The following is a 24,643-nucleotide window of genomic DNA, read 5'->3' on the forward strand; positions in this document are numbered from 1 at the left end:
GCGTGGATGAAGCGAATACTGCTCAACTGTGACATGGGCGAGGGCTTTGGCGCCTGGCGCATGGGTGACGACGCGCTGGCCATGCCGCTGATCGATCAGGCCAACCTGGCCTGTGGCTTCCACGCGGGTGATCCACTGATCATGGCGCGTAGCGTCGCGCTGGCCATCGAGCATGGCGTGAGCGTCGGTGCACACCCTTCCTACCCCGACCTGCAGGGTTTCGGGAGGCGCCACTTGCAGTGTTCGCCGGAGGAAGTGCGGGCCCTGATGCTGTATCAGATCGGCGCGCTGGATGCCTTCTGCCGCGCTGCGGGCGGCCAGCTGGCCTATGTCAAACCCCATGGCGCGCTTTACAACGACCTGGTGCTCGACGACGCCTTGCTGATGGCGGTGCTCGATGCCTGTGCCAGCTATCGCAGGGGCTTGCCCCTGATGGTGCTGGCCCTGGCCGACAACAGCCGCGAGCTGCGCCTGGCGGACGAGGCGGATGTACCGCTGATGTTCGAGGCGTTCGCCGACCGCGCCTATCTCTCCGATGGTCGGCTGGCACCGCGACGTCTCGCGGACGCGGTGCACCAGGACCCTGAACGCATACTGGAGCAGGCCGTGACCATCGCCCGTGGCGAGGCCTTTGCCGACATCGATGGCAAGCCGCTACGCCTGCGTGCGGACAGCCTCTGCGTGCACGGCGACAACCCCGAGTCGCTGGCGGTGCTGCGGCGCCTGCGCGCTCAGCTGGATGCGCTCTGAGGTTGCCAGTCCAGGGTCAGCGCTTCCTGCCAGGCGAACCGCTCGAAGTGGCTGGCGACGACAGCTTGCAGGCGTTGCAGGTCATCCGCGTTGCCACTCTCGACCTGCAGGCGCAAACCCTGTTCTTCGGCCTGCAAGGTGGCCAGGCCCGAGTCGAACTCGATGCGGCCCTGCTGCTCGTCGAAGCTGACTGGAATCTTGTGTGCGAAGTGTTTGCACAGACGGCTGATGTAACGTGCCGGTGTGTCGGTCGCGACGAAGGCACTGCTGCTCAATGGATTCATGGTGACTCCTGATCGGGTGCGCGCTGCGCACCCTGTCTGTGGGCTGAGGTCAGTACGCCAGGGTGAACCGCTGGCGGATGTGCTGTGGCTGTTCCGCTTCGTCGATCAGCGCGACGGCCAGGTCGGCCACGGAGACGCTGCCGGGCTCATCGCCGGTCATCAGCAGCTCGTCGTTGCCGAGGCGGAACTTGCCGGTACGCGGGCCGGGCACGAGCAGGGCGGCCGGCGAGAGGAACGTCCATTCCAGTGCCTGTTCGTCACGCAGCAGGTCGAGGACCTGGCGGGCACCTTCTGCACCTTCCTTGTATTCGGCGGGAAAGTCCGCTGTGTCGATCAGCTGGAGACCGGGGGCCACGTACAGGCTGCCCGCCCCGCCGACCACCAGCAGGCGCTGGGTGCCCGCCTGCTTGCTCGCCGCGATGATCGAGCGGCTGCCGCTGATGAACTGCTCGCGGATGTCCGCCACACCCCAGCCCGGGTTGAAGGCGCTGATCACCACGTTATGGCCTCGCAGCTGTTCGGCCAGTTTGGCGGTGTCCTGCACGTTCGCCTGTACGGCGCTCAGGCGAGGGTGGGCGGCGAGTTTTTCCGGGTGGCGCACCAGCGCGGTGACCTGATGTCCGCGCTGCAGCGCTTCCTGCAACAGGGGGGCGCCGACATAACCAGTGGCGCCGATCAGAGCGATCTTCATGGGGGGGACCTCGAGTAGTTGGGGTGAACACATGATCGCTGCTGGATAAACCCGGGAAAAAGTGGCTTCATGAACTGGAATAGTTAAGCGGAGCTTCATAATGGAGCAGCTCAAGCGCATGGCGCTGTTCGCCACCGTGGTGGAGAAGGGCTCGATGGTCGGTGCAGGGGAAGCCATGGGCATGTCCGCCTCTGCGGTCAGTCAGCAGGTGCGGCGACTGGAGGAGGCCACGGGGGTCACGCTGTTGCACCGCACCACCCGCAAGCTGACCCTGACCGAGGCCGGCGCAACCTTCTATGACAGCTGTCGACAGATCGTCGAGCTGGCGCAGCGCGCCGAGCAGCGCCTGGCCGAGCAGCGGGATGCACCGGTGGGGGAGCTGCGCGTCGCGGCCCCGGTCGGCTTTTCCGGGCCGCTGCTGTGCGAGGCGCTGGCCCCGCTGCTGAGCGCCCACCCCGGCCTCAGCCTGACGCTGTTCTTTCAGGACGAGCAGATCGATCTGGTCGAGTCGCGCATCGATCTGGCCATCCGCGTCGGGCGCCAGGAGGACTCCAGCCTGGTCGCCCGCTACATCGTCGACTGGCGCATGCTGTTGTGCGCCGCGCCGGCCTACCTGGCGCGTGCCGGTTTGCCGAGCGAGCCGCAGCACCTGCTCAAGCTGGACTGGATCGGCCTGCACCTCGAGCGCATCCAGCACCTGTCGCTGCAGCGCCCCGGCGGCGTGCAGCAACGGTTGCGCCTGGAGAGCCGCGTCACCTGCAACAACATCCTGGCGGCGCGCCAGTTCACCCTGGCCGGCATGGGTGTGTCGTTGCAGCCCGAGGCGGAAATCCGCGGGCTGCTGGCCAGTGGCGAGCTGCTGCCGCTGCTGCCTGACTGGCAGCTGGAACCGGTGGGCCTGTACATCGTCACGCCGCGCCGCGATGCTCAGCCCGCCAAGGTGCGCTATGCCATCGAGGCACTCAGACGGCACCTGATCAATGCGTGATGATCGACTCAGGCTGTGCGAGGATGGCCAATACTCAGATCCCCGGCTAGAAAGGACCCGTGACCCACACCGATGAAGACGCCCAAACGTATTGAACCCCTGGTCGAGGATGGCCTGGTGGACGAAGTGCTGCGACCGCTGATGAGCGGCAAGGAGGCAGCGGTCTATGTGGTGCGTTGCGGCGACGAGCTACGCTGCGCCAAGGTCTACAAGGAGGCCAACAAGCGCAGTTTCCGCCAGGCCTCCGAATATCAGGAGGGGCGCAAGGTGCGTGGCAGCCGTCAGGCGCGTGCCATGGCCAAGGGCAGCAAGTACGGGCGCAAGGAGCAGGAGCAGGCCTGGCAGAATGCCGAGGTCTCGGCACTGTTCCGCCTGGCCAGTGCCGGCGTGCGGGTGCCCAAGCCCTATGACTTTCTCGATGGCGTGCTGTTGATGGAGCTGGTGGACGATGGCGAAGGCGACGTCGCGCCGCGGCTCAATGACGTCGACCTGCACCCGGACGATGCGCGTGAGTTCCACGCCTTCATGATCCAGGAGATCGTCAAGATGCTCTGCGCCGGCCTGGTGCACGGTGATCTCTCGGAATTCAACGTGCTGCTTGGCCCCGAGGGGCCGGTGATCATCGACCTGCCGCAGGCGGTGGATGCGGCGGCCAACAACCATGCCTTCAGCATGCTCGAGCGCGATGTGCGCAACATGGCCGAGTACTTCGGCCAGTTCGCCCCGGAACTCAGGTACACCAAATACGCCAAGGAAATGTGGGCGCTCTACGAGGCCGGCAAGTTGCAGCCGCATACGCAACTGACCGGCGAGTTCGCCGAACCGCAGGACGCCGCCGACATCGATGCGGTCATGCGCGAGATCAAGGCCGCGCTGGCCGAAGAGGCGAAGAAACAGGCTCTGCGCAACGCCGAGGATGAACCCAAGGATACCGAGCCGACGCCACCCTGGATGCGCTGAGGCAATGCCCGGTGCTGATCCGCTGGGGCACGCGGGCTGGATAACATCCGGCTGTTGATCATGACGCTTGTGTGATCGCCCGCAAGCGGGCTCCTACGGCCTTGACGTCAGGCGGAGCCTGGGCCCCGGATTTCATCCGGGCTACGGCGTTTTCGCGTGTCCCTTGGCGCAGCAACTGACACCCTGTTCGATGCCCTGCAGGATCGGGCAGTCCGGCCGCTCGTTGCCCTGGCAACTGGCCGCCAGGTCCACCAGGGTGTCGCGCAGTGCGCTCATCTCGGCGATCTTGCGCGACAGTGTGGCGATGTGTTCCTCGGCCAGTGCCTTGACGTCGGCGCTGGCGCGCTGCTTGTCCTGCCACAGCGCCAGCAGCCTGCCCACTTCGTCCAGCGAGAACCCCAGGTCCCGTGAGCGCTTGATGAAGGTCAGGCGATGCAGGTCGTTGGCGTCGTACTGCCGGTAGCCGCTCTGCGAGCGCCCGGCATGGGGCAGCAGGTTGATGGATTCGTAGTAGCGAATCATCTTGGCGCTGAGGCCGGTGTGCTTGGCGGCTTGGCCGATGTTCATGCCTTGGGTCTCCAGCGGTTCAGCAGCAGGGCGTTGCTCACCACGCTGACACTGGACAGGGCCATTGCCGCGCCGGCGAACATCGGGTTGAGCAGGCCCGCCGCGGCTAGGGGGATGCCGACCAGGTTGTAGATGAAGGCCCAGAACAGGTTCTGGCGGATCTTCGCATAGGTGCGCCGGCTGATGTCCAGGGCCGCCGGCACCAGGCGTGGGTCACCGCGCATCAGGGTGATGCCGGCGGCGTGCATGGCGGCGTCGGTGCCACCGCCCATGGCAATGCCGACGTCGGCGGCGGCCAGCGCCGGGGCGTCATTGATGCCGTCGCCGACCATGGCCACTGTGCCCTGCTGGCGCAGCTCGTCGATCAGGCGCGCCTTGTCCGCCGGGAGCACCTGGGCATGCGGTTGGTCGATGCCCAGGGTGCCTGCCACCGCCGCGACGCTGCCCTGGTTGTCGCCGCTGATCAGGTGGCTGGTGATGCCCTGTTCGCGCAGTTCGGCGATGGCTTCTGCGGCGCCGCGCTTGAGTTGGTCGCCAAACGCCAGCAAGCCGAGCAGGCGCGGGCTGTCGCCGCTTTCGATCAGCCAGGACAGGGTCCGACCTTCGGCTTCCCAGGCGCGGGCGGACTCGCTCAGGGCGCCGGCCTGCAGCTGCTGTTCGTCCAGCAGACGGCTGCTGCCCAGCTGCAGCTGGCGGCCCTCGACCGTGCCGGCGATGCCCCGGCCCGCCAGCGCGCGGCTGTCGCTCACGGCGGGCAGGGCAATGCGCTGCTCGCTGCAGCGTTCCAGCACAGCCTTGGCCAGCGGGTGCTCGCTGCCTTGCTGGAGGCCGCCAGCCAGGCGCAGCAGCGTCTCTTCGCTGGCCTCGGCCAGGCCGACATGGGCGATGCGTGGCTTGCCCTCGGTCAGCGTGCCGGTCTTGTCGAAGGCGATGTGGCGCACGTCATGGGCCACCTCCAGCGCTTCGGCATCCTTGATCAGGATGCCGTGGCGAGCGGCGACGCCGGTACCGGCCATGATCGCGGTCGGGGTCGCCAGGCCGAGGGCGCAGGGGCAGGCGATCACCAGCACGGCCACGGCGTTGAGCAGGGCCTGTTCGGCGGAGGCCCCCAAAAGCAGCCAGACCAGCAGCGTGGCCAGTGCCACCAGCAGCACGGCAGGGACGAACACCTGGCTGACCTTGTCCACCAGCTTCTGGATCGGCGCCTTGGCGGCCTGGGCGTCTTCGACCAGGCGGATGATGCGCGCCAGCACCGTCTCCGCGCCGAGGGCGGTGGTCTCCACCAGCAGGCGGCCTTCGCCGTTGATGGCACCGGCGGTGACCTTGTCGCCCGGCTGCTTGGCCACCGGCAGGCTCTCGCCGCTGATCAGCGCTTCGTCGGCGTGGCTGCGGCCTTCCACCACCTGGCCATCCACGGGAAAGCGTTCACCAGGCCTGACCAGCACCTGGTCACCGAGGGTCAGCGCCTCGATGCTGACCTGCTCCTCGCGGCCATCGACCAGGCGCACGGCGTGATCCGGGCGCAGCGCCTGCAGGGCGCGTATGGCGCTGGCGGTCTGGCGTTTGGCGCGGCTTTCCAGGTACTTGCCGAGCAGGATCAGGCTGATGATCACCGCCGAGGCTTCGAAGTACAGGTGTGGCATCTGCCCGGCGGGTGTCACCGCCCACTGGTAGAGGCTCAGGCCGTAGCCGGCACTGGTGCCGATGGCCACCAGTTGGTCCATGTTGCCGGCGCGTGCCTTGAGCGCCTGCCAGGCCGCACGGTAGAAGCGGGCGCCGAAGATGAACTGCACGGGGGTGGCGATCAGGAACTGCAGCCAGGCTGGCAGCATCCAGTGCAGGCCGAAGGGTTCGACGAGCATCGGCACCAGCAATGGCAGGGTCAGGGCGATGGCCGCGAACAAGGTGAGGCGCTCGCGGCGCAGGCGCGAGCTGCCATCGTCCGCAGGGGTTTGCTCGTCCACGAGGCTGGCCTGGTAGCCAGCCGCCTTCACGGCTTGCAGTGCCTGCTGCGCGTCGAAACCGGCGACGACCTGCAGGCGTGCCTTCTCGTCCGCGAGGTTGACCGCGACCTGGGTCACGCCCGGCAGCTTGCCGAGTGCGCGTTCGATGCGGCCGACGCAGCTGGCGCAGGTCATGCCTTCGATGGCCAGTTCCAGTGCGTGGCCGGGAACGGCGTAGCCGGCCCCTTCGATCGCCTCGATCAGTTGCCCGAGGCTATCGGCAGGCGCCTCGATGCGCGCTTGCTCGCTGGCCAGGTTGACGGTGGCGCTGGCGACCTCCGGCAGCTTGCGCAGTGCGCGTTCGACACGACCGGCGCAACTGGCGCAGGTCATGCCCTGGATCGGCAGGTCGAAGGTGGTCATGGACGGGCTCCCGGTAACGTCATGACCACAGGATCAACCTTGACCCCATGGCAAGGTCAAGCGTTCAGTTCAATGCGGGCGCGGCATGCAGTCGCAGGCCGGCGTTGTCCATGGCGATGCGGTAGCGGCGTACTTCGCCGGCGTGGAGCTCCAGCGACTGCCCTTGCAGCTGGGCGATGCCATCCTGGCACGGCCCGGTGCCGGTCAGGCCGAGGCGCAGGGACACCTTGCCGGGCGGCAGGTTGAACGCCACCGACTGGCCCTGGTGCAGGCGGGCGGCCATCTGGTCATGCAGGTACAGCGCGACCTCGCAGGTGGTGGCCACCTCCAGCCGTTCGCGCGAAACGATGAGTACCGCGTAGCCCTCGCCCTGGGCGGCCGATGGCAGGGGTGCCAGCGATTGGGCAAGGGCTGCTGGCGCAAGCAGGGCGGCAAGCAGCAGGTAGGGCAGGCGCATGACGATGATCCCCATGTCGAAAGCCGGCGGAATGACTGGCGGCAAGTGCTTGACCTTGCCACCGTGGCAAGGTCGAGACTACACCCATCGACCATCGATTCAAGGAGTCAGCAGATGCAGCAGTTCAAGGTTAGCGGAATGTCCTGCGGTCACTGCGTCAGGACCGTCACCCAGGCGATCAAGGCGCTCGACCCGGCGGCGCAGGTGGATGTCGATCTCGCCGCCGGCGTGGTGCAGGTCGACAGTGACGTGCCGGCCGCGCAGCTGGAGGCGGCGATACGCGGCGAGGGCTACGAGGTGAGCGCGCCTTAGCCGGCCGCGAGTGGCGCTACGGCCACTGCCGCAGCAGGCCGCGGAAGCAGCTGTCGATCATCGCTGGCGTGTCGGTCTGCGCGTCGAACAGGTTGGGGTCGCGCAGCCAGTCGCTGAACAGCCCGACCAGCATGGCATGCAGGGCCCGTGACGCCAGGCGGGAGGTGATCCCGGGTTGCAGCAGTGGTTGTACCGACGGCAGGGCGAACTGCTGTTCGCAGAGGGCGATGAACTGGTTGACGAAGGCTTCGTGGCGCTCCTCGGCTTCACGCAGCTCCTCGGTGAACTCGCAGCGCCGCAGCAGCACGGTGAGGATGCGCCGGCGCTGGTCGTCGAGAACCAGGTTGGCCATGGCCTCGATGCACAGGTCGCGCAGCAGCTGCAGGGATACCAGCCCGTCCACTTCGGCCAGCTGCTGGGCCAGTGGCTCCAGTGGCAGGCGCACCTGGTTGAGCATCTCGTGGAACAGGTGGGCCTTGTTCTGGAAGTGCCAGTAGACGGCACCTCGGGTCACGCCCGCGTGCCTGGCGACCTGTTCCAGGCTGGTGTGGGCGACTCCGCGCTCGAGGAACAGGTGTTCGGCTGCGGCCAGGATGGTATGGCGGGTCTTCTCCGCGTCTTCTTTTGTTCTGCGCATGGTGATCCGGCAGGTTGGTGCTGGGCTATGAGGGGGCGGAGTTTACCGGCTTTGCCATGACCTCTGCTGAGGGGTGATCGACGGGTATCAGCGCCAGTGTTTTAGGTCCTGCGTCGTGCACGACGATGGGGCCCCAGGGGGCTTTCACCGCGCCTGCGGTCGGTGAGATGATTAGCCGGCTAACAATAAAGCCCGGAATAGTCATGAACCTGAGAACACTCCTGATTCTCGGTGCCCTGTGTGCCTTCGGCCCTCTGGCCATCGATTTCTATCTGCCAAGTTTCCCGACTCTGGCTCAGCAGTTCGCCACCGATGTCGAACACATCCAGCTGTCGCTGGCGGCCTACTTCGTCGGTATCGCCATCGGCCAGCTGTTCTACGGGCCGCTGGCCGACCGCTTCGGGCGCCGGGTGCCGTTGCTGGTCGGTGTCGCGCTGTTCGCCTTGGGCTCGCTGGCCTGTGCGATCGCGCCGAGCCTGGAGTGGCTGATCGCCGCGCGTTTCGTGCAGGCCCTGGGCGGCTGCGCCGGCATGGTGATCACCCGCGCCGTGGTGCGTGACCTGTGCGACCCGCTGGCGTCGGCCAAGGTGTTTTCGCAGTTGGTGCTGGTCATGGGGCTGGCGCCGATCCTGGCGCCGCTGGGCGGTGGCTTGCTGCTCAACACCCTGGGCTGGCCCTGGATCTTTCACAGCCTGGCGATCTTCGCGACCCTGTGCCTGCTGGCAGTACTGCGCTGGTTGCCGGAGACGCGTCCGCAGGAGCTGCCGCCAGCGCCCCTGAGTGGCGCTTTCGGGCAATACCGGGCGCTGCTGGGCAATGCGCCGTTCATGGGTTACAGCCTGGCTGGCGGTGTGGCGATGGCGGGGATGTTCGCCTATATCGCTGGCTCCCCCTTCGTTTTCATCGAGCTGTACGGCGTGCCGGCCGAGCACTACGGCTGGCTGTTCGGCAGCAATGCGGCCGGCTTCGTGATCATGGCCCAGGTCAATGCGCGGCTGGTGCGGGCGGGTGGCCCGGCGGTGTGGTTGCGGCGCGTGGTGCTGGTGTACCTGAGCAGCGGCCTGTGCCTGCTGGCGCTGGCGTGGTGGCGACCGGAGCAGCTCTGGCCGCTGCTGGTGCCGCTGTTCATCTGCGTCGCCAGCCTGGGCTGCTTGCTGCCCAACGCCACGGCCTGCGCCATGGCCGGGCAGGGGCGGCATGCCGGCAGTGCCTCGGGGTTGCTGGGGAGCATGCAGTTCACCGTGGCCGCCAGCGCCTCGGCGCTGGTGGCCTTCCTGCATGATGGCTCGGCGGTGCCGATGGCACTGGTGATCGCCCTGTGTGGCGGGGCGGCCACTGCCTTCGCCTGGTGGAGTCGGCGCTTCGCGATCTGAGCCGCCGTTACAGGCGTGTCGCCTTGAAGGTGTCGCAGCGGCTCGGCTGGCCGGTCTCGAAACCGGTGCTGAACCAGCGCACACGCTGCTGCGAGGTGCCATGGGTGAAGGCGTCGGGCACCACCTGGCCGCGCGCCTGCTTCTGCAGGCGGTCGTCGCCGATGGCGCTGGCGGCGTTCAGCGCCTCTTCCAGGTCACCCGCCTCCAGCCAGTCGTGACGCCGCTGGGCATGGTGCGCCCAGACGCCGGCCAGGCAGTCGGCCTGCAGCTCCTGGCGCACCAGCAGGCCGCCATCGCCTTCGACGCGCTCACCGCGCTGGCGGGCGGCATTGACCTTGGCCGATACGCCCAGCAGGGTCTGCACGTGGTGGCCGACCTCATGGGCGATCACGTAGGCCTGGGCGAAGTCGCCGGCGGCGGAGAAGCGCTGCTCCATCTCGCGGAAGAAGGCCATGTCCAGGTACACGCGCTTGTCGCCTGGGCAATAGAAGGGGCCGACCGCCGAGCTGGCGAAGCCGCAGGCCGAGTTCACCCCGCCCGAGAACAGCACCAGTTGCGGGTCGCGGTACTGCTGCCCGGCCTGCTGGAACAGCTCGCGCCAGGTGTCCTCGGTATCGCCGAGAATGGCGCGAACGAACTCGCTCTGTTCATCCCCGGCGGGTGGTGCCGCCTGGGACTGGGGTGCCTGTGGCTGCGTGGCCTGGCCGGCTATCTGGCCGAGGATCTGCAGCGGGTCCTGGCCCATCAGCAGGCCGACGATGACGATGACCGCCACGCCGCCAAGGCTCAAGCCGCCGCCGACGCGCCTGCCGGAGCGGCCGCGTGCATCCACCACGTTGTCACTGCGTCTGCCTTTCTGCCAGCGCATGTCGCTGCTCCCTCGTTGGTTATCGCTGCGGAGCGGGGTAGTCGCTCAGCACCTGGTCCTGACGGTCACGGTCCAGGCCGATGACCTGGTAGGCGTCGACGCGGTCGCCGTACTCCATGCCGGGCGAGCCCACGGGCATGCCCGGTACGGCGGCGCCGACAAGGTCGGAGCGTTCGCGCAGTTTGAGAATGTCGGCGGCCGGCACATGGCCTTCGACGAACTTGCCGTCGATCACGCCGGTATGACAGGAGGCCAGGCGCGCTGGCACGCCGAGGCGTCGCTTGACTGCGCTCATGTCCTGCTCGACGTGGTCGTTGACGGTGAAACCGTTGTCCTGCAAATGGCTGATCCAGGCGGTGCAGCAGCCGCAGCTGGCGTCGCGGTGGACATCGATGGTCAGCGGCTCGCTGGCGTGGGCCAGGTTGCCGATGAGGAAGAGGGCAAGCAGGGAAAAGCGCATGTTGGCAGCTCCTGTGGGCGTGGGGTAGAGGATACCGCCGCGCCCGAGGATGACCAAGATGCGTGACGCGGCGCCGCAGTTGCTCCGGCGCCGCTGCACGGGTCACTCCAGTTCCATCAGGCCGGGATCGCGCTGTACCGGCTGGATCTGCTCAGGCTTGACCTCCTTCTTGAGCATCAGCTTCAACTGGCTGGCCTTCTGGCAGGCGTTGTGCCCATCGACGAAGACACCGCCCTGGTTGCACTTCCAGTCATAGAAGTTGGCCAGGCCTCCCGCCAGTTGCAGGCTGTAGTCGCTGCTCTTGGTGCCGGGGCTGAACGGCTGGCCGGCGGGAATGTTCTGGAACCAGCGCATCCATTGCGGCGAACCGACCGCCGGAGGGTTGGCCTGGAAGGTGGGGTTCATGATGGCCAGTTGCGGGTACTCCCCGGTCATGTGGCAGCTCATGCAGGAGCTGACCGGGTTGTCCACCGGGCCGTTGAGGCGGCCATTCCAGCCCAGGTGCGTCGGCGGCAACTGCGCGGTGTTGGCGTTGATCGCGGTCTGCTTGAGGTTGGGGTTGATGCGCGTCTGGCTCGGTTGCGGGTTGCTGAAGTCGTTGCCCGTGTCCTGCGGGTCGTTGCCCCACATGATGCCCACCGGGACCAGGTTGTCCCAGCCGGCCTTGCCGGTGACTGCGCCGTTGTACTGGAAGGTACCGAAGATCCAGCCGGTTTCGTTGATGCGGGTGTCGCGCACGGCGATGTCCATCTGGATCAGGGCGACGTCCTTCACCTCGCGGTCGGCGGAGTCGAAGCGCGTGGTGATGTAGCCCTTCCACAGCACCGGGTTCTGCAGGAAGGGCACCTGGCTGCGGTCGACATCGGCGAACAGCGCCTTGCACACCACGGTGCCGTTGGCGAAGCTGTTAGGCTTGGAGGTGAAGTCCGGGTTGGGGTTCTGCGGGTCTTTCCACACCTGGCCGATGGTGTAGGCGCCGATGTCGTTGTAGATGCCCACCGCGTAGGTCTGCCCGGTGCTGGTCTGGCTCGCGGCGAGTTGTTTGGCCTGGATCTGCGCCTCCTTGGTCAGGCCGTGGATGCCCTCACGACCCAGCGGACCGTAGTGCTGCCAGGGCATGTGGTACCACTGGCGCAGCGTGTTCTTCTGCACGTTCCAGTCGTTCTCCACGTTGCCTTCCAGGCAGTAGTCCTTGACCGCGGCCATGTACTCGCGCCAGGTCTCGAAGTCGTTGCTCGGCTTGCCGGGTAGCAGCTTGAAGAAGGCCGGCAGGGCCGACGCGGGAGGTGCGGCGTCGGGATAGGACTGGCTGAGCTGGAACAGCGGCCCGCTGTATTCCTTGCTCGGTGGCTGGTAGCCGAAGTCGGGAAAGGTGCCGGCCTGGGCTACCGAGGCGAGCAGTGGGGTGGCCAGTGCCAGGGTGAAGATCAGGGTTCCTTGTGCGTTGCGCATGGATCATCTCCTTATGTGGCCACGCCTGCCTGGCGAGCGGTTCGCGCAGTGAGCGCAGGGTGGCCGTTATCGAGGCTGCGGCGCATCATCCGGTGCGTCGGTTCACGGTGTCGCGGGGCTCCTGAGCGGGGGCGTGGAGAGGTACTCAGGCACGAGTTCGGCATGGCGCCGACGGGCGGGACGACTAGGACGGCGGGCAGGCATGTCGACCTCCATGTCGAGTACGGTGAGGGCACTACTACAGGTGATAGTTGTAGATCATCCTGACGGAAGTGCCATGATCTGGTGCGGCGTCGCCCTGCGCGCCGGCACTCGAACGAGGAATTTCCGATGCTGTTCGCGCGAATCGTCCTGCTGATCCAGATTGCCGCCCTCGTCCTGCTGGGGCTGGCCTACTTCATCCGCCCCGAGGAAATGGCCAGCTTCAGCGGTGCGCTGCTGATGAGCGCCGCGGCGGTGACCGAGGTCCGGGCGTTCTACGGTGGCCTGCAGCTTGGCCTGGCGGCCTTTCTGGCGATGGCGCTGCTGCGCCTCGACCTGCTGCGTCCGGCGCTGACCCTGCTGGTGCTGCTCTACAGCGCCCTGGCCGTGGCGCGCATCGGCGGCCTGTGGCTCGATGGTGGCGCGCAGCAGAGCTTCAATCTCTACGCGCTGCTGCTCGAACTGGTCTCGGCCGGGCTGGCCTGGTGGGCACTGCGGGGGATTCAGCGCGGGAACTGAGCCGTTCAGGCGACTCAGCGGCGCTCCAGCAGGACGCCCGCTTCCATGTGATGGGTATAGGGGAACTGGTCGAACAGCGCGCAACGCGTGACCTTGTGCGTGTCGTGCAGCTGGGCGATGTTGGCGGCCAGGGTCTGCGGGTTGCAGGAGATGTAGAGGATGCGCTCGAAGCGCCGGGTCAGCTCGCAGGTGTCCGGGTCCATGCCGGCGCGTGGCGGGTCGACGAAGACGCTGCCGAAGTCGTAGCTCTTCAGGTCGATGCCCGCCAGGCGGCGGAACGGGCGCACCTCGTTGAGGGCCTGGGTCAGTTCCTCGGCGGACAGACGCACCAGCTCGACGTTGTCCACGCCGTTGTCGGCCAGGTTGGCCAGGGCGGCATTCACCGAGGCCTTGCTGATCTCGGTGGCCAGTACCTTGCGCACGCGGGTGGCCAGCGGCAGGGTGAAGTTGCCATTGCCGCAGTACAGCTCGAGCAGGTCATCCTGGCGCTCGCCGAGCGCATCGTAGGCCCAGCCGAGCATCTTCTCGCAGACCCGGCCATTGGGCTGGGTGAAGGCACCCTCCGGCTGGCGGTAGTGGAAGCTGCGCCCGGCCACGTCGAGCTCCTCGGCCACGTAGTCGCGGCCGATCACCAGGCGCTGGCCGCGCGAGCGCCCGACCAGGCTGACGTTGAGCGCGCTCGCCAGTTTTTCCGCCTCGGCCTGCCAGGCGTCGTCCAGCGGACGGTGATAGGCCAGGGTGATCAGGGCGTCGCCGGCCAGGGTGGTGAGGAACTCCACCTGGAACAGTTTGAACGACAGCACCTCGCTGGCCTGCCAGGCCGCGCGCAGGCGTGGCATCAGCTCGTTCACGCGCAGGCTGGCGATGGGGAAGTCGTCGAGCAGGATCGGCGTGTGCTTGTCGCCCGGGGCGAACATCGCATAGTGGCGCTGGCCGTCTTCACGCCACAGGCGAAATTCGGCGCGCAGGCGGTAGTGCTCGCGTGGCGAGTCGAATACCTGCGGTTCGGGGGCGGCGAAGGGCGCCAGCAGTTCGACCAGGCGTGCCTTCTTCTCGGCGAGTTGGGCGTCGTAGGTGGCGGGGTCGAATGCGGGGCGGCTCATCGGTCACTCGTGCAGGCAGGAAAACGGGGCGCCATTGTAGCGGAGGCGGTGGCCGCGTGCCTTGGGTTACTCGTCGGCGCGGCGCTGTGGGTGGGCGCAAGTGAGCGATTGGTGGAGATGAAAAGCGATGTCCACTCTAGGTGGTGGCCGGCGGGGGCGTAGGGTGGATGACGCTCTTTTCATCCACCGTTGCTTCGGCTAGCGGGTATGGGGGGCTGCAATGGCATGCCCAGCCAAGGGCCGATCAGGCGAAGTAGGCCAGCTTGACGATGAACAGCGCCGAGAGCACCCACATCGCGGCGTTCAGCTCGCGGGCACGGCCGGACAGCAGCTTGATGCCGGTCCAGGCGATGAAACCGAAGGCGATGCCGTTGGCGATGGAGAAGGTCAGCGGCATGGCCAGGGCGGCGATCACCACCGGGGCGGCGACGGTCAGGTCGTCCCAGTCGATCTGCGCCAGGCTGCTCATCATCAGCACGGCGACGAACAGCAGCGCCGGCGCGGTGGCATAGGCCGGTACGGAGCCGGCCAGCGGGGCGAAGAACAGGCTGAGGAGGAACAGCGCGGCGACCACGCAGGCGGTCAGGCCGGTACGCCCGCCGGCGCTGATGCCCGCGGCGGATTCGATGTAGCTGGTGGTGGTGCTGGTACCCAGTGCGGCACCGGCCATGGTCGCGGTGCTGTCGGCCAGCAGGGCACGGCCCAGGCGCGGCATCTTGCCGTCCTTGTCCAGCAGGTCGGCTTTCTGCGCTACGCCCACCAGGGTGCCGGAGGTGTCGAACAGGTCGACGAAGAGGAAGGCGAAGATCACGCTGACCAGGCCGATGTCCAGGGCGCCGGCGATATCCAGCTGCAGCAGGGTCGGCATCAGCGACGGCGGCATCGAGACCACACCCGGCAGCTCGGACAGGCCGAGGATGATCGACAGTGCGGTGACCAGCAGAATGCCGATCATCACGGCGCCGGTGACCTTGCGGTAGGCCAGCGCGGCGATGACGAAGAAGCCCAGGCAGGCCAGCAGCGCGCCGCCGTTGCTCATGTCGCCCAGGCCGACCAGGGTGGCCGGGTGATCGACCACGATGCCGGCGTTCTTCAGGGCGATGATCGCCAGGAACAGGCCGATACCGGCGGCGATGCCGGCGCGCAGGGCCAGCGGGATGCTGTTGATGATCCATTCGCGAATCTTGAAGATCGACAGCAGGAAGAAGATCGCGCCGGAGAGGAACACCGCGCCCAGGGCGGTCTGCCAGCTGTAGCCCATGGTCATCACCACGGTGTAGGTGAAGAAGGCGTTGAGGCCCATGCCCGGGGCCAGGGCGATCGGGTAGTTGGCCAGCAGGCCCATCACCAGCGAGCCGATGGCGGCGGCCAGGCAGGTGGCGACGAACACCGCGCCATGGTCCATGCCGGTCGCCGCCAGCATGTTGGGGTTGACGAAGAGGATGTAGGCCATGGTCAGGAAGGTGGTGATCCCGGCCAGAACCTCGGTGCGCACCGTGGTGTTGTGGGCTTTGAGTTGGAACAGTCTTTCCAGCATGGTGGCTCCCCAAGGCGCGAGCGCGCCGAAATTGGTCTGCAGAAAGCAAAGCACATTCGTCCGAACCGGCCGGAAAATTGCCCGTTCCCGCAAAAGCCGCGCATCATACCAGCAAGGTTTTGCCTGGTGAATTTGTGCGCTGTGCGGCCATTTCATGACCAGGCGGACAGTTTCATTTCGCACCTGAAGGAGTGGATAGATGAGCAAGCGTGCACTGGTCACCGTCGCCGATGGCGTCGAGGATCTCGAATGCGTGACCCTGATCGATGTGCTGCGCCGTGCCGACGTCGAGGTGCTGGTGGCGAGTGTCGAGGAGCGGCGGATGATCACCTGCTCCCGTGGCACGCGCCTGACCGCCGACGCCATGCTGGTGGATGTGCTGGCGCAGGACTTCGACCTGATCGTGCTGCCCGGTGGCATGCCCGGTGCGCAGCGCCTGGCCGACTTCGAGCCGCTGGCCGAGCGTGTGCGCAAGCAGGCCAGGGCCGGTGAGCTGTTCGCTGCCATCTGTGCGGCGCCCGCCCTGGCGTTGCAGGGCTACGGGGTGCTCAGGCAGCGACGGATGACCTGCTACCCGGCCTTCAGCGATCGCCTGAGCGGCTGCAGCTTCGTCGATGAAGCGGTGGTGGTCGACGGTAACTGCATCACCAGCCAGGGGCCGGGAACGGCACTGGCCTTCGCCCTGACCCTGGTCGAACAGCTGGTCGGGCGCGGCAAGCGCAACGAGGTGGCGGCGGCGATGCTGGTGTAACGCTTGCGATGCTGTTGCAGGGCGGGCGTCGCGGATGGCAGCGGCGAACTCATGGTTCGCCACGCTCGTTCGCCAGCAACTGGCGCTTGCGCTGCAGCCCCCAGCGGTAGCCGCTGAGGCTGCCGTCGCTGGCCACCACACGGTGGCAGGGCAGCAGCAGGCCGATGGCGTTGCTGGCGCAGGCCCGTGCCACCGCGCGCGGGTGGCTGCGCAGCTGCCCGGCCAGCTCGGCGTAGCTGCGGGTCGCGCCGCTGGGAATCTGTTGCAGGGCCTGCCAGACGCGCTGCTGGAAGGCCGTGCCGCGAATGTCCAGCGGCAGGTGGGCGGCGCGTTCCGGCTCCTGTAGTTGCCCGAGTACCTGCTGCAGCCAGTCGTGCAGGGCGCCCTCATCCTGCTCCAGCCGGGCTGCGGCGAAGCGCTGCTGCAGTTCGGCGAGCAGCGTCGCCGGATTGTCGCCGAACAGCAGGGCGCAGACGCCCTTGTCGCTGCTCGCCAGCAGCACGTGGCCGAGGGCGCAGGGGGCGATGCCGTAGCGCAGGTGTTCGCCGGCGCCCCCTGAACGCCGTCGGCCCGGACTCATGGCCTGCGGCTTCTCATACAGGGCGCGGGTGCCGGAGTAGCCCGCCGCCAGCGCGGCGTCGAGGACGCTGTGCGATTGCGCGAGGTGCGCGTCCAGGCGCTGTCGTCGTTCGGCATCGGCCCAGGCGTGGGGCGTCATGCCGGTACGCGCCTTGAACGCGCGCGCCAGGTGCGAGGGCGACAAGCCGATGCGCGCGGCCAGCTGGGGCAACGTCAGGCGTTGCTCGCCGCGCAGCAACTGGCAGGCGGCCGCGACCAGCGCGTCGAGCTGCTGCGCCGGGCTCTGGCCTTGCGGCGAGCAGCGCTTGCACGGGCGAAAGCCGGCGGCTTCGGCGCTGCCCGGGTCTGCATGGAAGCTGACGTTGTCGCGGCGTGGGCGCCTGGCCGGGCAGCTTGGCCGGCAATAGATGCCGGTGCTGCGTACGGCGAACACGAAGCGTCCGTCGAGCGTCGCGTCGCGCTCGCAGACGGCCTGCCAGCAACTCTCCGGATTCAACATGTGGCCTGCCCAGGTGATGACGATCTGAATGACGATTGTCGGCCGGCTGCGCCGCGCTGCCAATCCGTATTGCACTTTCAAAGCCTAACGGCGGTCAGTTGTGGAACACCTGGGCGCAGATGCCGTTCTGCGCCTTTACTGTTCGGTAGACAGGTAGCCGTGGAGGTCGCCATGCGCGGGATGCTCGACAGGCCGGAACAGGAGCTGATTCTGGTCGCGGACGACTCACAGGAGGTGCGTGAGCGTATCGGTGCGCTGCTGGTCGAGCGCTACCAGGTGCGCCTGGTCGCCGCTGACCAGGCGCTGGCTGCCGCCTGCGAGGCGCCGCAGCCGGACCTGATACTGCTCGGCTGGCAGGATGACTATGCGCTCTGCCGCCAGTTCAAGCGTGAAGCGCAGACCCGGCATATCCCGCTGATTCTGGTGACTGCCAAGCGCGATGCCGTCGACGAGCAGATGGGCTTCGACCTCGGCGCCGCCGACTACATCACCAAGCCGGTGAGCCCGCCCATCGTCCTGGCTCGGGTCAAGGCGCAGCTGCAGCTCAAGGCGGCCACCGACTACCTGCGCGACAAGAGCGAGTACCTCGAACTCGAGGTCAAGCGGCGCACCCGCGATATCCAGAAACTGCAGGACGTGACCATCGAGGCGATGGCCAGCGTTGCCGTCATGCGTGACAACCCGTGCAGCCGTCACCTGGCGCGCATCGAGCGCTACATGACCTGCCTGGCGGCGGCGGTGGCACGGCAACAGCCCGCGCTTTCCGCTCAGTTGGACGAGGAGCGCATCGCCCAGCTGGGCAAGTCCGCCATGCTCCACGTGATCGAGCGGATGACCCTGCCGGACCGTATCCTGTTCCGCCATGGCGAACCGGACGAGGGCGACCTGCGCCTGCTCAGCGAAGGCGTGCTGGCCGGGCGGGACGCCTTGCTGCGTGCCGAGCGCAAGCTGGGCAGCAGCACCAGTTTTCTCTCCGATGCCAAGGACATCGTCCATGGCCAGCACGAGCGCTGGGATGGCAAGGGCTACCCGCAGGGCGTGCATGGTGAGCAGATTCCCCTGTCCGCACGCCTGATGGCGCTGGTCGGCCACTTCGAGGAGCTGACCTGCCAGCACCCGTACCGGCCACGGCTCAGCCCCGCTCAGGCGGTGGCGCAGATCAGCGAGGCCAGCGGTACGCGCTTCGATCCCATGGTGGTGCTGGCCCTCGTCGAGGCGACGCCGGCATTCATGCGCATCGCCGAGTCGCTGGCCGACGACGCGGCGGCCGTGGAGGTCGAGTTGCAGCGCCTGGAGGACTCCCTGGCGGAGAGCATCGAGCTGACCCTGCCGCCAGTGAGCTGAAGACGCTCAGCCGGCTATTCGCTCGACGTGATGGCAGGCGACCTGGCGCGCGTCGATCAGGCGCAGCTCCGGGCGCTCGCCGCGGCAGCGCTCGTCGGCATGCGGGCAGCGCTTGTGGAAGGCGCAGCCGGACGGCGGATCGAGCGGATTGGGCAGCTCGCCGCTGATCTTCACCCGGGGCTTGTCCGGATCGGGATGGATCGCCGGCGTCGCCGACAGCAGCGCCCGTGTGTACGGATGCAGGGGGCGGTCGTAGAGGGCCGCCGCCGGGCCCATTTCCACCGGGCGCCCGAGGTACATCACCAGCACGTCGTCGGCCACATGGCGCACCACCGCGAGGTTGTGCGAGATGAACACGTAGCCGGTGGCGAACTGCTCCTGCAGGTCCATGAACAGGTTGAGCACCTGGGCCTGGATCGACACGTCCAGGGCCGAGGTCGGCTCGTCCGCCACCAGGACCTTGGGTTGCAGCATCATGGCGCGGGCCAGGGCGATGCGCTGGCGCTGGCCGCCGGAGAACATGTGCGGGTAGCGCTGGTAGTGCTCGGGGCGCAGGCCCACCTGCTGCATCATTGCCTGTACGCGCTCGCGGCGCTCGCCGCGATCCAGGCCGGTATTGATCAGCAGCGGCTCGGCCAGCTGGTCGCCAATCTTCTGCCGGGGGTTGAGCGAAGCGTAGGGGTTCTGGAACACCATCTGCACGTCGCGGCGCAGTTGCTTGCGCAGGTCGTTGCTGGCCCCGGCCACTTCGCGGCCGGCGATCTGCAGGCTGCCCGAGCTGGGCTCCTCGATCAGGGTGAGGGCGCGGGCCAGGGTGGATTTGCCGCAGCCGGATTCACCGACCACCGCCAGCGTCTTGCCGGCCTGCAGGCTGAACGACACGCCGTTGAGTGCCCTGACCAGCGCGGTGGGTTTGAACAGGCCGCGCGAGACGTTGTAATGACGAGTCAGGTCCTGGGCTTCGAGTACGCAACTCATCAGGCCACCTCCAGGGGAAAGAAGCAGCGCGCGGCGCCACTGGCGTGTTCATCGAGTGCGGGCCGCTGCTGGCGGCAGCGCTCCTGCACGTAGGGGCAGCGCGGGGACAGCAGGCAGCCCTGCGGCCGGTCGTAGCGTCCGGGCACGATGCCGGGCAGGGTCGCCAGGCGCTCGGCGCCTGCGCTGTGCTCGGGAATGGCCTTGAGCAGTGCCTCGGTGTAGGGGTGGCTGGGGGCATCGAACAGCGCCGGCACCTGGCCCAGTTCAACCGCCTGCCCGGCGTACATCACGCAGACGCGCTGGGCCGTCTCGGCCACCACGGCAAGATCGTGGGTGATCAGCACCAGGGCCATGCCCTGATCGCGTTGCAGGTCGAGCAGCAGCTCCATGATCTGCGCCTGGATGGTGACGTCCAGCGCCGTGGTCGGCTCGTCGGCGATCAGCAACTTGGGCTCGGCGGCGATGGCCATGGCGATCGCCACGCGCTGGCTCATGCCACCGGAAAGCTGGTGCGGATAGGCGTCCAGGCGGCTGGCGGCAGCGGGAATCTCGACGCGTTCGAGCAGTTGCAGCGCACGTGCCCGCGCGGCCTTGCCCTTGAGCCCGAGATGCTGGCGCAGCACTTCCTCGATCTGGAAGCCCACGGTGTAGCTGGGGTTGAGGGCGGTCATCGGGTCCTGGAAGACCATGGCCAGGTCCTTGCCGACGATGTGCCGGCGCTGACGCCCTTTCAGGCGCAGCATGTCGGTGCCATCGAACTGCATGCAGTCGGCGCCGACGATGCCGGGGGCGTCGATCAGCCCCATCAGCGCCATCATGGTCACCGACTTGCCGGAGCCGGACTCACCGACGATGGCCAGCACTTCACCCTTTTCCACGGACAGGTCGAGGCCGTCGACCACCGGCACGGCATCGGCGCTGCCGAAACGTACGGAAAGATTGCGAATATCCAGCAGGCTCATGGGCGTGCCTCCGTGCGCAGGGTGGACGATGCTGCACCCGTCCAGCGTCGTAGATTCTTGGTGGATGAACAGCGCGTCATCCCCCTTGCGTCGCTGACACACAGGGCGTGCTGCCTCGCCTGCTGGCGGGGGAGGGTTGGGCAGAGTCCTCGCCCGTGAACGGGAGAGGGGAGGAGGCCGATTCGGGCTGGGGTATGGCTCATGTCGGGCTCCTCACTGCGCATTCTTGAGTTTCGGGTCGAGCGCATCGCGCAGACCGTCGCCCATCAGGTTGATCGCCAGCACGCTGAGCAGGATGGCCAGACCCGGCAGGCTGACCACCCACCAGGCGCGCTCGATGTAGTCGCGTGCCGAGGCCAGCATGGTGCCCCACTCGGGAGTGGGCGGTTGCACGCCGAGGCCGAGAAAGCCCAGCGCGGCGGCGTCGAGAATCGCCGAGGAGAAGCTCAGGGTGGCCTGCACGATCAGCGGCGCCATGCAGTTGGGCAGCACGGTGACGAACATCAGGCGAGGCAGGCCGGCGCCGGCCAGCTGGGCGGCGGTGACGTAGTCACGGTTGAGTTCGCCCATCACCGCGGCGCGGGTCAGGCGCACGTAGGACGGCAGCGAAACGATGGCGATGGCGAAGATGGTGTTGATCAGCCCGGGGCCGAGGATGGCGACGATGGCCACCGCCAGCAGCAGCGACGGCAGGGCCAGCATGATGTCCATCAGGCGCATGATGCTCGGGCCGAGCAGGCGCGGGAAGAAGCCCGCGGCCAGGCCCAGGAGGATGCCGGGGATCAGCGACAGCACCACCGAGGCCAGGCCGATCAGCAGCGACAGGCGTGCGCCATGGATCAGGCGGGACAGCAGGTCGCGGCCCAGTTCGTCGGTGCCGAGGAGGAACTGCCATTGCCCGCCTTCCAGCCACACCGGCGGGGTGAGCAGGAAGTCGCGGTACTGCTCGCTGGGATCGTGTGGGGCGATCCAGGGGGCGAACAGGGCGCAGAACACCATCAGCAGCATGAACGCCAGGCCGCCCAGGGCGCCCTTGTTGTGGCTGAAGGCCTGCCAGAATTCCTTCAGCGGCGAAGGGTAGAGCAGGCTCTGGTCGAGCGTGGTGGCGGTCGTCATGGGCGCACCTCGCGTGGGCTGGATGCTGCAGTGGCGGTCCGCCAATGGTTTTTCACGCTGGATGAAGCGGGGGTCATCCAGCCTGCGTAATCGTCATGTTCGTGCATGGCGCCTTCCTTACTGCTGATGGCGGATGCGTGGATTGGCCAGGCCATAGAGGACATCCACGATGAAGTTGACCAGGATCACCAGGCAGGCGATCAGCAGAATGCCGTTCTGCACCACCGGGTAGTCGCGGGCGCCGATGGCTTCGATCAGCCATTTGCCGATGCCCGGCCAGGAGAAGATGGTTTCGGTGAGCACGGCGCCGGCCAGCAGGGTGCCGATCTGCAGGCCGAACACGGTGAGCACCGGGATCAGGGCATTGCGCAGGCCGTGGACGAACACCACCCGTGCCGGGGAGAGGCCCTTGGCCCGCGCGGTACGGATGTAGTCCTCGCGCAGCACTTCGAGCATGGCCGAACGGGTCATGCGGGCGATCACCGCCAGCGGGATGGTGCCGAGCACGATGGCGGGCAGGATCAGGTGATGCAGGGCATCGAGGAAGGCACCTTGTTCATCGGAGAGCAGGGTGTCGATCAGCATGAAACCGGTAACCGGCGGAATGTCGTAGAGCAGGTCGATGCGTCCGGACACGGGGGTCCAGCCCAGGCCGACGGAGAAGAACATGATCAGCAGCAGGCCCCACCAGAAGATCGGCATGGAATAGCCGGTCAGCGAGATGCCCATCACTCCGTGGTCGAACAGCGAGCCGCGTTTCAGCGCGGCGACCACCCCCGCGACGAGGCCCAGCGTACCGGCGAACAGCAGCGCCGCCAGTGCCAGTTCGACCGTGGCGGGGAACAGGGTGAGGAACTCGCGCCAGACGCTTTCGCGCGAGCGCAGCGATTCCCCCAGGTTGCCCTGGGCGAGCTGGCCGATGTAGTCGAGGTACTGGGCATACAGCGGCTTGTTCAGCCCCAGGCGCTCCATGGCCTGGGCGTGCATTTCCGGGTCGACGCGGCGTTCGCCCATCATCACTTCCACCGGGTCGCCGGGGATCAGGCGGATCAATGCGAAGGTCAGCAGGGTGACGCCGAAGAAGGTGGGGATCAGCAGCCCCAGGCGTCTGGCGATGAATGAAAACATCAGGCGGTTCTACTCCATGGCTGGAAGCGGGCGGCGGACTGCGTGGTCCGCCGCTGTTCTGGGATGTGCGTGGCCCGGAGGCCTTCCGGGGGTATCGCGGGTTGGCGGGCTGTGCGGCGAGGGGTCATGGCAGCTTCACCCGGGCAAAGTTGTTCGAGCCCATGGGGCTGAGCACGAAACCTTCGACCCCCTTGCGCAGCGCGGCGAACTGCTTCGGGTGGGCCAGGGCGATCCATGGCGCCTGCTCGTGGAAGATCGCCAGGGCCTGGCGGTACAGCGCCGCACGTTTTTGTTGCTGCGGCTCGCGGCGGGCCTGGGTGATCAGCGCATCGAAGGCCTCGTTGCACCAGCCGGCCTGGTTCTCGCCGCTTTCGGCGGCTGCGCAGGACAGGTTGGGCGTGAGGAAGTTGTCCGGGTCGCCGTTGTCGCCGGCCCAGCCCATGAACACCAGATCGTGCTCGCCATTCTTGGCGCGCTTGATCAGCTCGCCCCACTCGAACACGCGAATGTCGCTGGCGATGCCCAGCCTGGCCAGATCGGCCTGCAGCATCTGCGCGCCGATACCGGGGTTGGGATTGGTCGGGCCGCCGCCGGGGCGTGTCCAGATCGACAGCTTGAAGCCGCTCTTGCGCCCGGTTTCGCCCAGAAGCTGGCGGGCGCGCTCGATGTCGTGCGGCCAGTCCTGCAACTCTTCGTCGTAGCCCCACAGTGTCGCCGGGTAGGGGGCGACGGCAGGGCTCGCATTGCCTTCGCCATACTGCGCGCGAATGTAGGCGGCCTTGTCGAACGCCAGGTTCAGCGCCTGGCGCACGCGCACGTCATCCAGCGGCGGGTGGCGGGTGTTGATGCCGATATAGGCGGTGAGCAGCGAGTCCAGTTCCAGCACCTGCAGCCGAGCATCGGCCTTGAGCGCGGGGATGTCCACCGGACGCGGATACAGGGCGATCTGGCAGTCGCCGGCCTTGAGCCGTTGCTGGCGGACGTTGGGCTCGGTGGTGATGGCCAGCAGCAGGCGGTCGATGGCAGGGGCACCATCCCAGTAGTCGGGGTTGGCACGAAAGCGCACCTGGGCATCCTTGGCATAGCGTTCGAAGATGAACGGGCCGGTGCCGATGGGCTGGCTGTTGAGGCGCTCGGGCGCATGCTCGGCGAGCAGCTGGTCGGCGTACTCGGCCGAATAGATGGAGGCGAAGCCCATGGCCAGGTTGGCCAGGAATGGCGCTTCCGGGTGCCTGAGCACGAAGCGCACGCGATAGTCGTCGAGCTTTTCCACACGCTCGATCAGTTGCCGCAGGCCCATGGCTTCGGCATAGGGAAAGCCGCGCAGCGACAGCTTGTGCCAGGGGTGATCCGGGTCGAGCTGACGCTGGAAGCTCCACAACACATCGTCGGCGTTGAAGGGGCGCGTCGGGGTGAACGCCGGGTTGCTGTGGAATTTCACCCCTTGGCGCAGGTTGAAGGTGTAGCTCAGACCGTCGTCGCTGATGCTCCAGCTCTGCGCCAGCGCGGGAATGATCTCGGTGCTGCCGGGAGCGAAGGCCACCAGGCGTTCGAACAGGGTCTCTGCGCTGGCGTCGGCGGTGGTCGCCGCGGTGTACTGGACGATATCGAAACCTTCCGGGCTCGCTTCGGTGCACACCACCAGGCTGTCAGCCGCCTGGACGTGTGCGCCCAGCAGGGCGGCCAACAGCAGGCCGCCACGTAGCAAGGACGTGGATGACATGAATAACTCCTTGAACGGCGCCCTTGCGGGCGCCGCAT

The 24,643-nt window shown here is 67.3% G+C and carries 25 protein-coding genes; 8 read left to right on the forward strand and 17 right to left on the reverse strand.

What is annotated here, in order from left to right:
* Positions 1–6 precede the first annotated feature (6 nt).
* On the forward strand, positions 7–750 hold the full coding sequence (locus JLK41_RS04295; RefSeq protein WP_152487900.1) for a 5-oxoprolinase subunit PxpA: 744 nt from the start codon (positions 7–9) through the stop codon (positions 748–750).
* Here the strand turns inward: JLK41_RS04295 and JLK41_RS04300 are convergent.
* Both JLK41_RS04300 and JLK41_RS04305 read right to left on the reverse strand, forming a co-directional pair.
* Entirely contained in the window at positions 732–1,034 is a 303-nt protein-coding gene (locus tag JLK41_RS04300; protein ID WP_037046322.1) for a DUF2218 domain-containing protein, read from the reverse strand. The two genes, JLK41_RS04295 and JLK41_RS04300, sit on opposite strands and share 19 nt — an antisense overlap.
* Positions 1,035–1,083: 49 nt before the next feature.
* The gene (locus JLK41_RS04305) at positions 1,084–1,725 is read right to left on the reverse strand and encodes an NAD(P)-dependent oxidoreductase (protein ID WP_210390447.1); all 642 of its coding nucleotides are present in this window, start codon (positions 1,723–1,725) and stop codon (positions 1,084–1,086) included.
* A 100-nt stretch (positions 1,726–1,825) separates the two neighbouring features.
* On the opposite strand from JLK41_RS04305, the gene JLK41_RS04310 reads away from it, so the two are divergent.
* Entirely contained in the window at positions 1,826–2,713 is an 888-nt protein-coding gene (locus tag JLK41_RS04310) for a LysR family transcriptional regulator (RefSeq protein WP_037046329.1), read from the forward strand.
* 72 nt (positions 2,714–2,785) lie between these two features.
* Positions 2,786–3,673, forward strand: coding sequence for a PA4780 family RIO1-like protein kinase (locus tag JLK41_RS04315; RefSeq protein ID WP_134676899.1), 888 nt, complete (start codon positions 2,786–2,788; stop codon positions 3,671–3,673).
* A gap of 141 nt (positions 3,674–3,814) precedes the next feature.
* Here JLK41_RS04315 and cueR read toward each other — a convergent pair whose 3' ends face one another.
* The 3 genes from cueR to JLK41_RS04330 all read right to left on the reverse strand — a co-directional run bounded on the left by cueR (position 3,815) and on the right by JLK41_RS04330 (position 7,063).
* Positions 3,815–4,240, reverse strand: a complete 426-nt coding sequence (gene cueR, locus JLK41_RS04320) for a Cu(I)-responsive transcriptional regulator (RefSeq protein ID WP_210390448.1) — start codon at positions 4,238–4,240, stop codon at positions 3,815–3,817.
* Entirely contained in the window at positions 4,237–6,606 is a 2,370-nt protein-coding gene (locus JLK41_RS04325; RefSeq protein WP_210390449.1) for a heavy metal translocating P-type ATPase, read from the reverse strand. Before JLK41_RS04325 ends, cueR begins: the two co-directional genes overlap by 4 nt.
* 64 nt (positions 6,607–6,670) lie before the next feature.
* Positions 6,671–7,063, reverse strand: a complete 393-nt coding sequence (locus tag JLK41_RS04330) for a hypothetical protein (protein WP_210391187.1) — start codon at positions 7,061–7,063, stop codon at positions 6,671–6,673.
* A gap of 114 nt (positions 7,064–7,177) precedes the next feature.
* On the opposite strand from JLK41_RS04330, the gene JLK41_RS04335 reads away from it, so the two are divergent.
* On the forward strand, positions 7,178–7,375 hold the full coding sequence (locus JLK41_RS04335; protein WP_037046338.1) for a heavy-metal-associated domain-containing protein: 198 nt from the start codon (positions 7,178–7,180) through the stop codon (positions 7,373–7,375).
* A gap of 16 nt (positions 7,376–7,391) precedes the next feature.
* On the opposite strand, the gene JLK41_RS04340 is transcribed toward JLK41_RS04335, so the two are convergent.
* A complete protein-coding gene (locus JLK41_RS04340; protein WP_037046340.1) occupies positions 7,392–8,012 on the reverse strand; it encodes a TetR family transcriptional regulator in 621 nt (206 codons plus the stop codon).
* Between the two features lie 203 nt (positions 8,013–8,215).
* On the opposite strand from JLK41_RS04340, the gene JLK41_RS04345 reads away from it, so the two are divergent.
* Complete coding sequence (locus JLK41_RS04345) at positions 8,216–9,385, forward strand: multidrug effflux MFS transporter (protein ID WP_037046342.1); 1,170 nt, start codon at positions 8,216–8,218, stop codon at positions 9,383–9,385.
* Between the two features lie 7 nt (positions 9,386–9,392).
* Here the strand turns inward: JLK41_RS04345 and ypfJ are convergent, their stop codons facing one another.
* The 3 genes from ypfJ to JLK41_RS04360 form a co-directional block, all read right to left on the reverse strand.
* Positions 9,393–10,253 (reverse strand): KPN_02809 family neutral zinc metallopeptidase, encoded by an 861-nt coding sequence (ypfJ, locus tag JLK41_RS04350; RefSeq protein ID WP_150608120.1) that lies wholly within the window; start codon positions 10,251–10,253, stop codon positions 9,393–9,395.
* 19 nt (positions 10,254–10,272) lie between these two features.
* Entirely contained in the window at positions 10,273–10,713 is a 441-nt protein-coding gene (locus tag JLK41_RS04355) for a DUF411 domain-containing protein (RefSeq protein ID WP_210390450.1), read from the reverse strand.
* Positions 10,714–10,815: 102 nt separating this feature from the next.
* Positions 10,816–12,165: a hypothetical protein gene (locus JLK41_RS04360; RefSeq protein ID WP_210390451.1), complete on the reverse strand. Its 1,350-nt coding sequence runs from the start codon at positions 12,163–12,165 to the stop codon at positions 10,816–10,818.
* Between the two features lie 330 nt (positions 12,166–12,495).
* On the opposite strand from JLK41_RS04360, the gene JLK41_RS04365 reads away from it, so the two are divergent.
* Positions 12,496–12,885: a DUF4345 family protein gene (locus JLK41_RS04365; RefSeq protein WP_210390452.1), complete on the forward strand. Its 390-nt coding sequence runs from the start codon at positions 12,496–12,498 to the stop codon at positions 12,883–12,885.
* Positions 12,886–12,899: 14 nt separating this feature from the next.
* Here JLK41_RS04365 and trmA read toward each other — a convergent pair whose 3' ends face one another.
* A complete protein-coding gene (trmA, locus tag JLK41_RS04370; protein WP_175252986.1) occupies positions 12,900–13,988 on the reverse strand; it encodes a tRNA (uridine(54)-C5)-methyltransferase TrmA in 1,089 nt (362 codons plus the stop codon).
* Positions 13,989–14,232: 244 nt separating this feature from the next.
* A complete protein-coding gene (locus JLK41_RS04375; protein WP_037046356.1) occupies positions 14,233–15,525 on the reverse strand; it encodes an NCS2 family permease in 1,293 nt (430 codons plus the stop codon).
* 199 nt (positions 15,526–15,724) lie between these two features.
* On the opposite strand from JLK41_RS04375, the gene JLK41_RS04380 reads away from it, so the two are divergent.
* Positions 15,725–16,276 carry a DJ-1 family glyoxalase III gene (locus JLK41_RS04380; RefSeq protein WP_152487913.1) on the forward strand — a complete coding sequence of 184 codons (552 nt, stop codon included), beginning with the start codon at positions 15,725–15,727 and terminating at the stop codon, positions 16,274–16,276.
* 49 nt (positions 16,277–16,325) lie between these two features.
* Here the strand turns inward: JLK41_RS04380 and ada are convergent, their stop codons facing one another.
* Complete coding sequence (gene ada / locus JLK41_RS04385; RefSeq protein WP_210390453.1) at positions 16,326–17,354, reverse strand: bifunctional DNA-binding transcriptional regulator/O6-methylguanine-DNA methyltransferase Ada; 1,029 nt, start codon at positions 17,352–17,354, stop codon at positions 16,326–16,328.
* A gap of 171 nt (positions 17,355–17,525) precedes the next feature.
* On the opposite strand from ada, the gene JLK41_RS04390 reads away from it, so the two are divergent.
* Positions 17,526–18,698: an HD domain-containing phosphohydrolase gene (locus JLK41_RS04390; RefSeq protein WP_179553469.1), complete on the forward strand. Its 1,173-nt coding sequence runs from the start codon at positions 17,526–17,528 to the stop codon at positions 18,696–18,698.
* Positions 18,699–18,704: 6 nt separating this feature from the next.
* On the opposite strand, the gene JLK41_RS04395 is transcribed toward JLK41_RS04390, so the two are convergent.
* The 5 genes from JLK41_RS04395 to JLK41_RS04415 form a co-directional block, all read right to left on the reverse strand.
* Positions 18,705–19,676 (reverse strand): peptide ABC transporter ATP-binding protein, encoded by a 972-nt coding sequence (locus JLK41_RS04395; protein WP_037046369.1) that lies wholly within the window; start codon positions 19,674–19,676, stop codon positions 18,705–18,707.
* Positions 19,676–20,638, reverse strand: coding sequence for an ABC transporter ATP-binding protein (locus JLK41_RS04400; RefSeq protein ID WP_037046387.1), 963 nt, complete (start codon positions 20,636–20,638; stop codon positions 19,676–19,678). The genes JLK41_RS04395 and JLK41_RS04400 overlap by 1 nt, the downstream gene beginning before the upstream one ends.
* Positions 20,639–20,851: 213 nt before the next feature.
* A complete protein-coding gene (locus tag JLK41_RS04405; RefSeq protein ID WP_037046390.1) occupies positions 20,852–21,754 on the reverse strand; it encodes an ABC transporter permease subunit in 903 nt (300 codons plus the stop codon).
* Positions 21,755–21,871: 117 nt separating this feature from the next.
* Positions 21,872–22,882 carry an ABC transporter permease subunit gene (locus JLK41_RS04410; RefSeq protein ID WP_037046393.1) on the reverse strand — a complete coding sequence of 337 codons (1,011 nt, stop codon included), beginning with the start codon at positions 22,880–22,882 and terminating at the stop codon, positions 21,872–21,874.
* 124 nt (positions 22,883–23,006) lie between these two features.
* Positions 23,007–24,605 (reverse strand): ABC transporter substrate-binding protein, encoded by a 1,599-nt coding sequence (locus tag JLK41_RS04415; protein ID WP_150608130.1) that lies wholly within the window; start codon positions 24,603–24,605, stop codon positions 23,007–23,009.
* Positions 24,606–24,643: the final 38 nt, after the last annotated feature.

It is taken from the genome of Ectopseudomonas khazarica, from assembly GCF_017915135.1.
GTDB classification, from domain to species: Bacteria; Pseudomonadota; Gammaproteobacteria; order Pseudomonadales; family Pseudomonadaceae; genus Aquipseudomonas; species Aquipseudomonas khazarica.

Coding starts and splice junctions, on each gene's coding strand:
- JLK41_RS04295 (WP_152487900.1), top strand. CDS start 7: ATGAAGCGAATACTGCTCAACTGTGACATGGGCGAGGGCTTTGGCGCC.
- JLK41_RS04300 (WP_037046322.1), bottom strand. CDS start 1,034: ATGAATCCATTGAGCAGCAGTGCCTTCGTCGCGACCGACACACCGGCA.
- JLK41_RS04305 (WP_210390447.1), bottom strand. CDS start 1,725: ATGAAGATCGCTCTGATCGGCGCCACTGGTTATGTCGGCGCCCCCCTG.
- JLK41_RS04310 (WP_037046329.1), top strand. CDS start 1,826: ATGGAGCAGCTCAAGCGCATGGCGCTGTTCGCCACCGTGGTGGAGAAG.
- JLK41_RS04315 (WP_134676899.1), top strand. CDS start 2,786: ATGAAGACGCCCAAACGTATTGAACCCCTGGTCGAGGATGGCCTGGTG.
- cueR (WP_210390448.1), bottom strand. CDS start 4,240: ATGAACATCGGCCAAGCCGCCAAGCACACCGGCCTCAGCGCCAAGATG.
- JLK41_RS04325 (WP_210390449.1), bottom strand. CDS start 6,606: ATGACCACCTTCGACCTGCCGATCCAGGGCATGACCTGCGCCAGTTGC.
- JLK41_RS04330 (WP_210391187.1), bottom strand. CDS start 7,063: ATGCGCCTGCCCTACCTGCTGCTTGCCGCCCTGCTTGCGCCAGCAGCC.
- JLK41_RS04335 (WP_037046338.1), top strand. CDS start 7,178: ATGCAGCAGTTCAAGGTTAGCGGAATGTCCTGCGGTCACTGCGTCAGG.
- JLK41_RS04340 (WP_037046340.1), bottom strand. CDS start 8,012: ATGCGCAGAACAAAAGAAGACGCGGAGAAGACCCGCCATACCATCCTG.
- JLK41_RS04345 (WP_037046342.1), top strand. CDS start 8,216: ATGAACCTGAGAACACTCCTGATTCTCGGTGCCCTGTGTGCCTTCGGC.
- ypfJ (WP_150608120.1), bottom strand. CDS start 10,253: ATGCGCTGGCAGAAAGGCAGACGCAGTGACAACGTGGTGGATGCACGC.
- JLK41_RS04355 (WP_210390450.1), bottom strand. CDS start 10,713: ATGCGCTTTTCCCTGCTTGCCCTCTTCCTCATCGGCAACCTGGCCCAC.
- JLK41_RS04360 (WP_210390451.1), bottom strand. CDS start 12,165: ATGCGCAACGCACAAGGAACCCTGATCTTCACCCTGGCACTGGCCACC.
- JLK41_RS04365 (WP_210390452.1), top strand. CDS start 12,496: ATGCTGTTCGCGCGAATCGTCCTGCTGATCCAGATTGCCGCCCTCGTC.
- trmA (WP_175252986.1), bottom strand. CDS start 13,988: ATGAGCCGCCCCGCATTCGACCCCGCCACCTACGACGCCCAACTCGCC.
- JLK41_RS04375 (WP_037046356.1), bottom strand. CDS start 15,525: ATGCTGGAAAGACTGTTCCAACTCAAAGCCCACAACACCACGGTGCGC.
- JLK41_RS04380 (WP_152487913.1), top strand. CDS start 15,725: ATGAGCAAGCGTGCACTGGTCACCGTCGCCGATGGCGTCGAGGATCTC.
- ada (WP_210390453.1), bottom strand. CDS start 17,354: ATGTTGAATCCGGAGAGTTGCTGGCAGGCCGTCTGCGAGCGCGACGCG.
- JLK41_RS04390 (WP_179553469.1), top strand. CDS start 17,526: ATGCGCGGGATGCTCGACAGGCCGGAACAGGAGCTGATTCTGGTCGCG.
- JLK41_RS04395 (WP_037046369.1), bottom strand. CDS start 19,676: ATGAGTTGCGTACTCGAAGCCCAGGACCTGACTCGTCATTACAACGTC.
- JLK41_RS04400 (WP_037046387.1), bottom strand. CDS start 20,638: ATGAGCCTGCTGGATATTCGCAATCTTTCCGTACGTTTCGGCAGCGCC.
- JLK41_RS04405 (WP_037046390.1), bottom strand. CDS start 21,754: ATGACGACCGCCACCACGCTCGACCAGAGCCTGCTCTACCCTTCGCCG.
- JLK41_RS04410 (WP_037046393.1), bottom strand. CDS start 22,882: ATGTTTTCATTCATCGCCAGACGCCTGGGGCTGCTGATCCCCACCTTC.
- JLK41_RS04415 (WP_150608130.1), bottom strand. CDS start 24,605: ATGTCATCCACGTCCTTGCTACGTGGCGGCCTGCTGTTGGCCGCCCTG.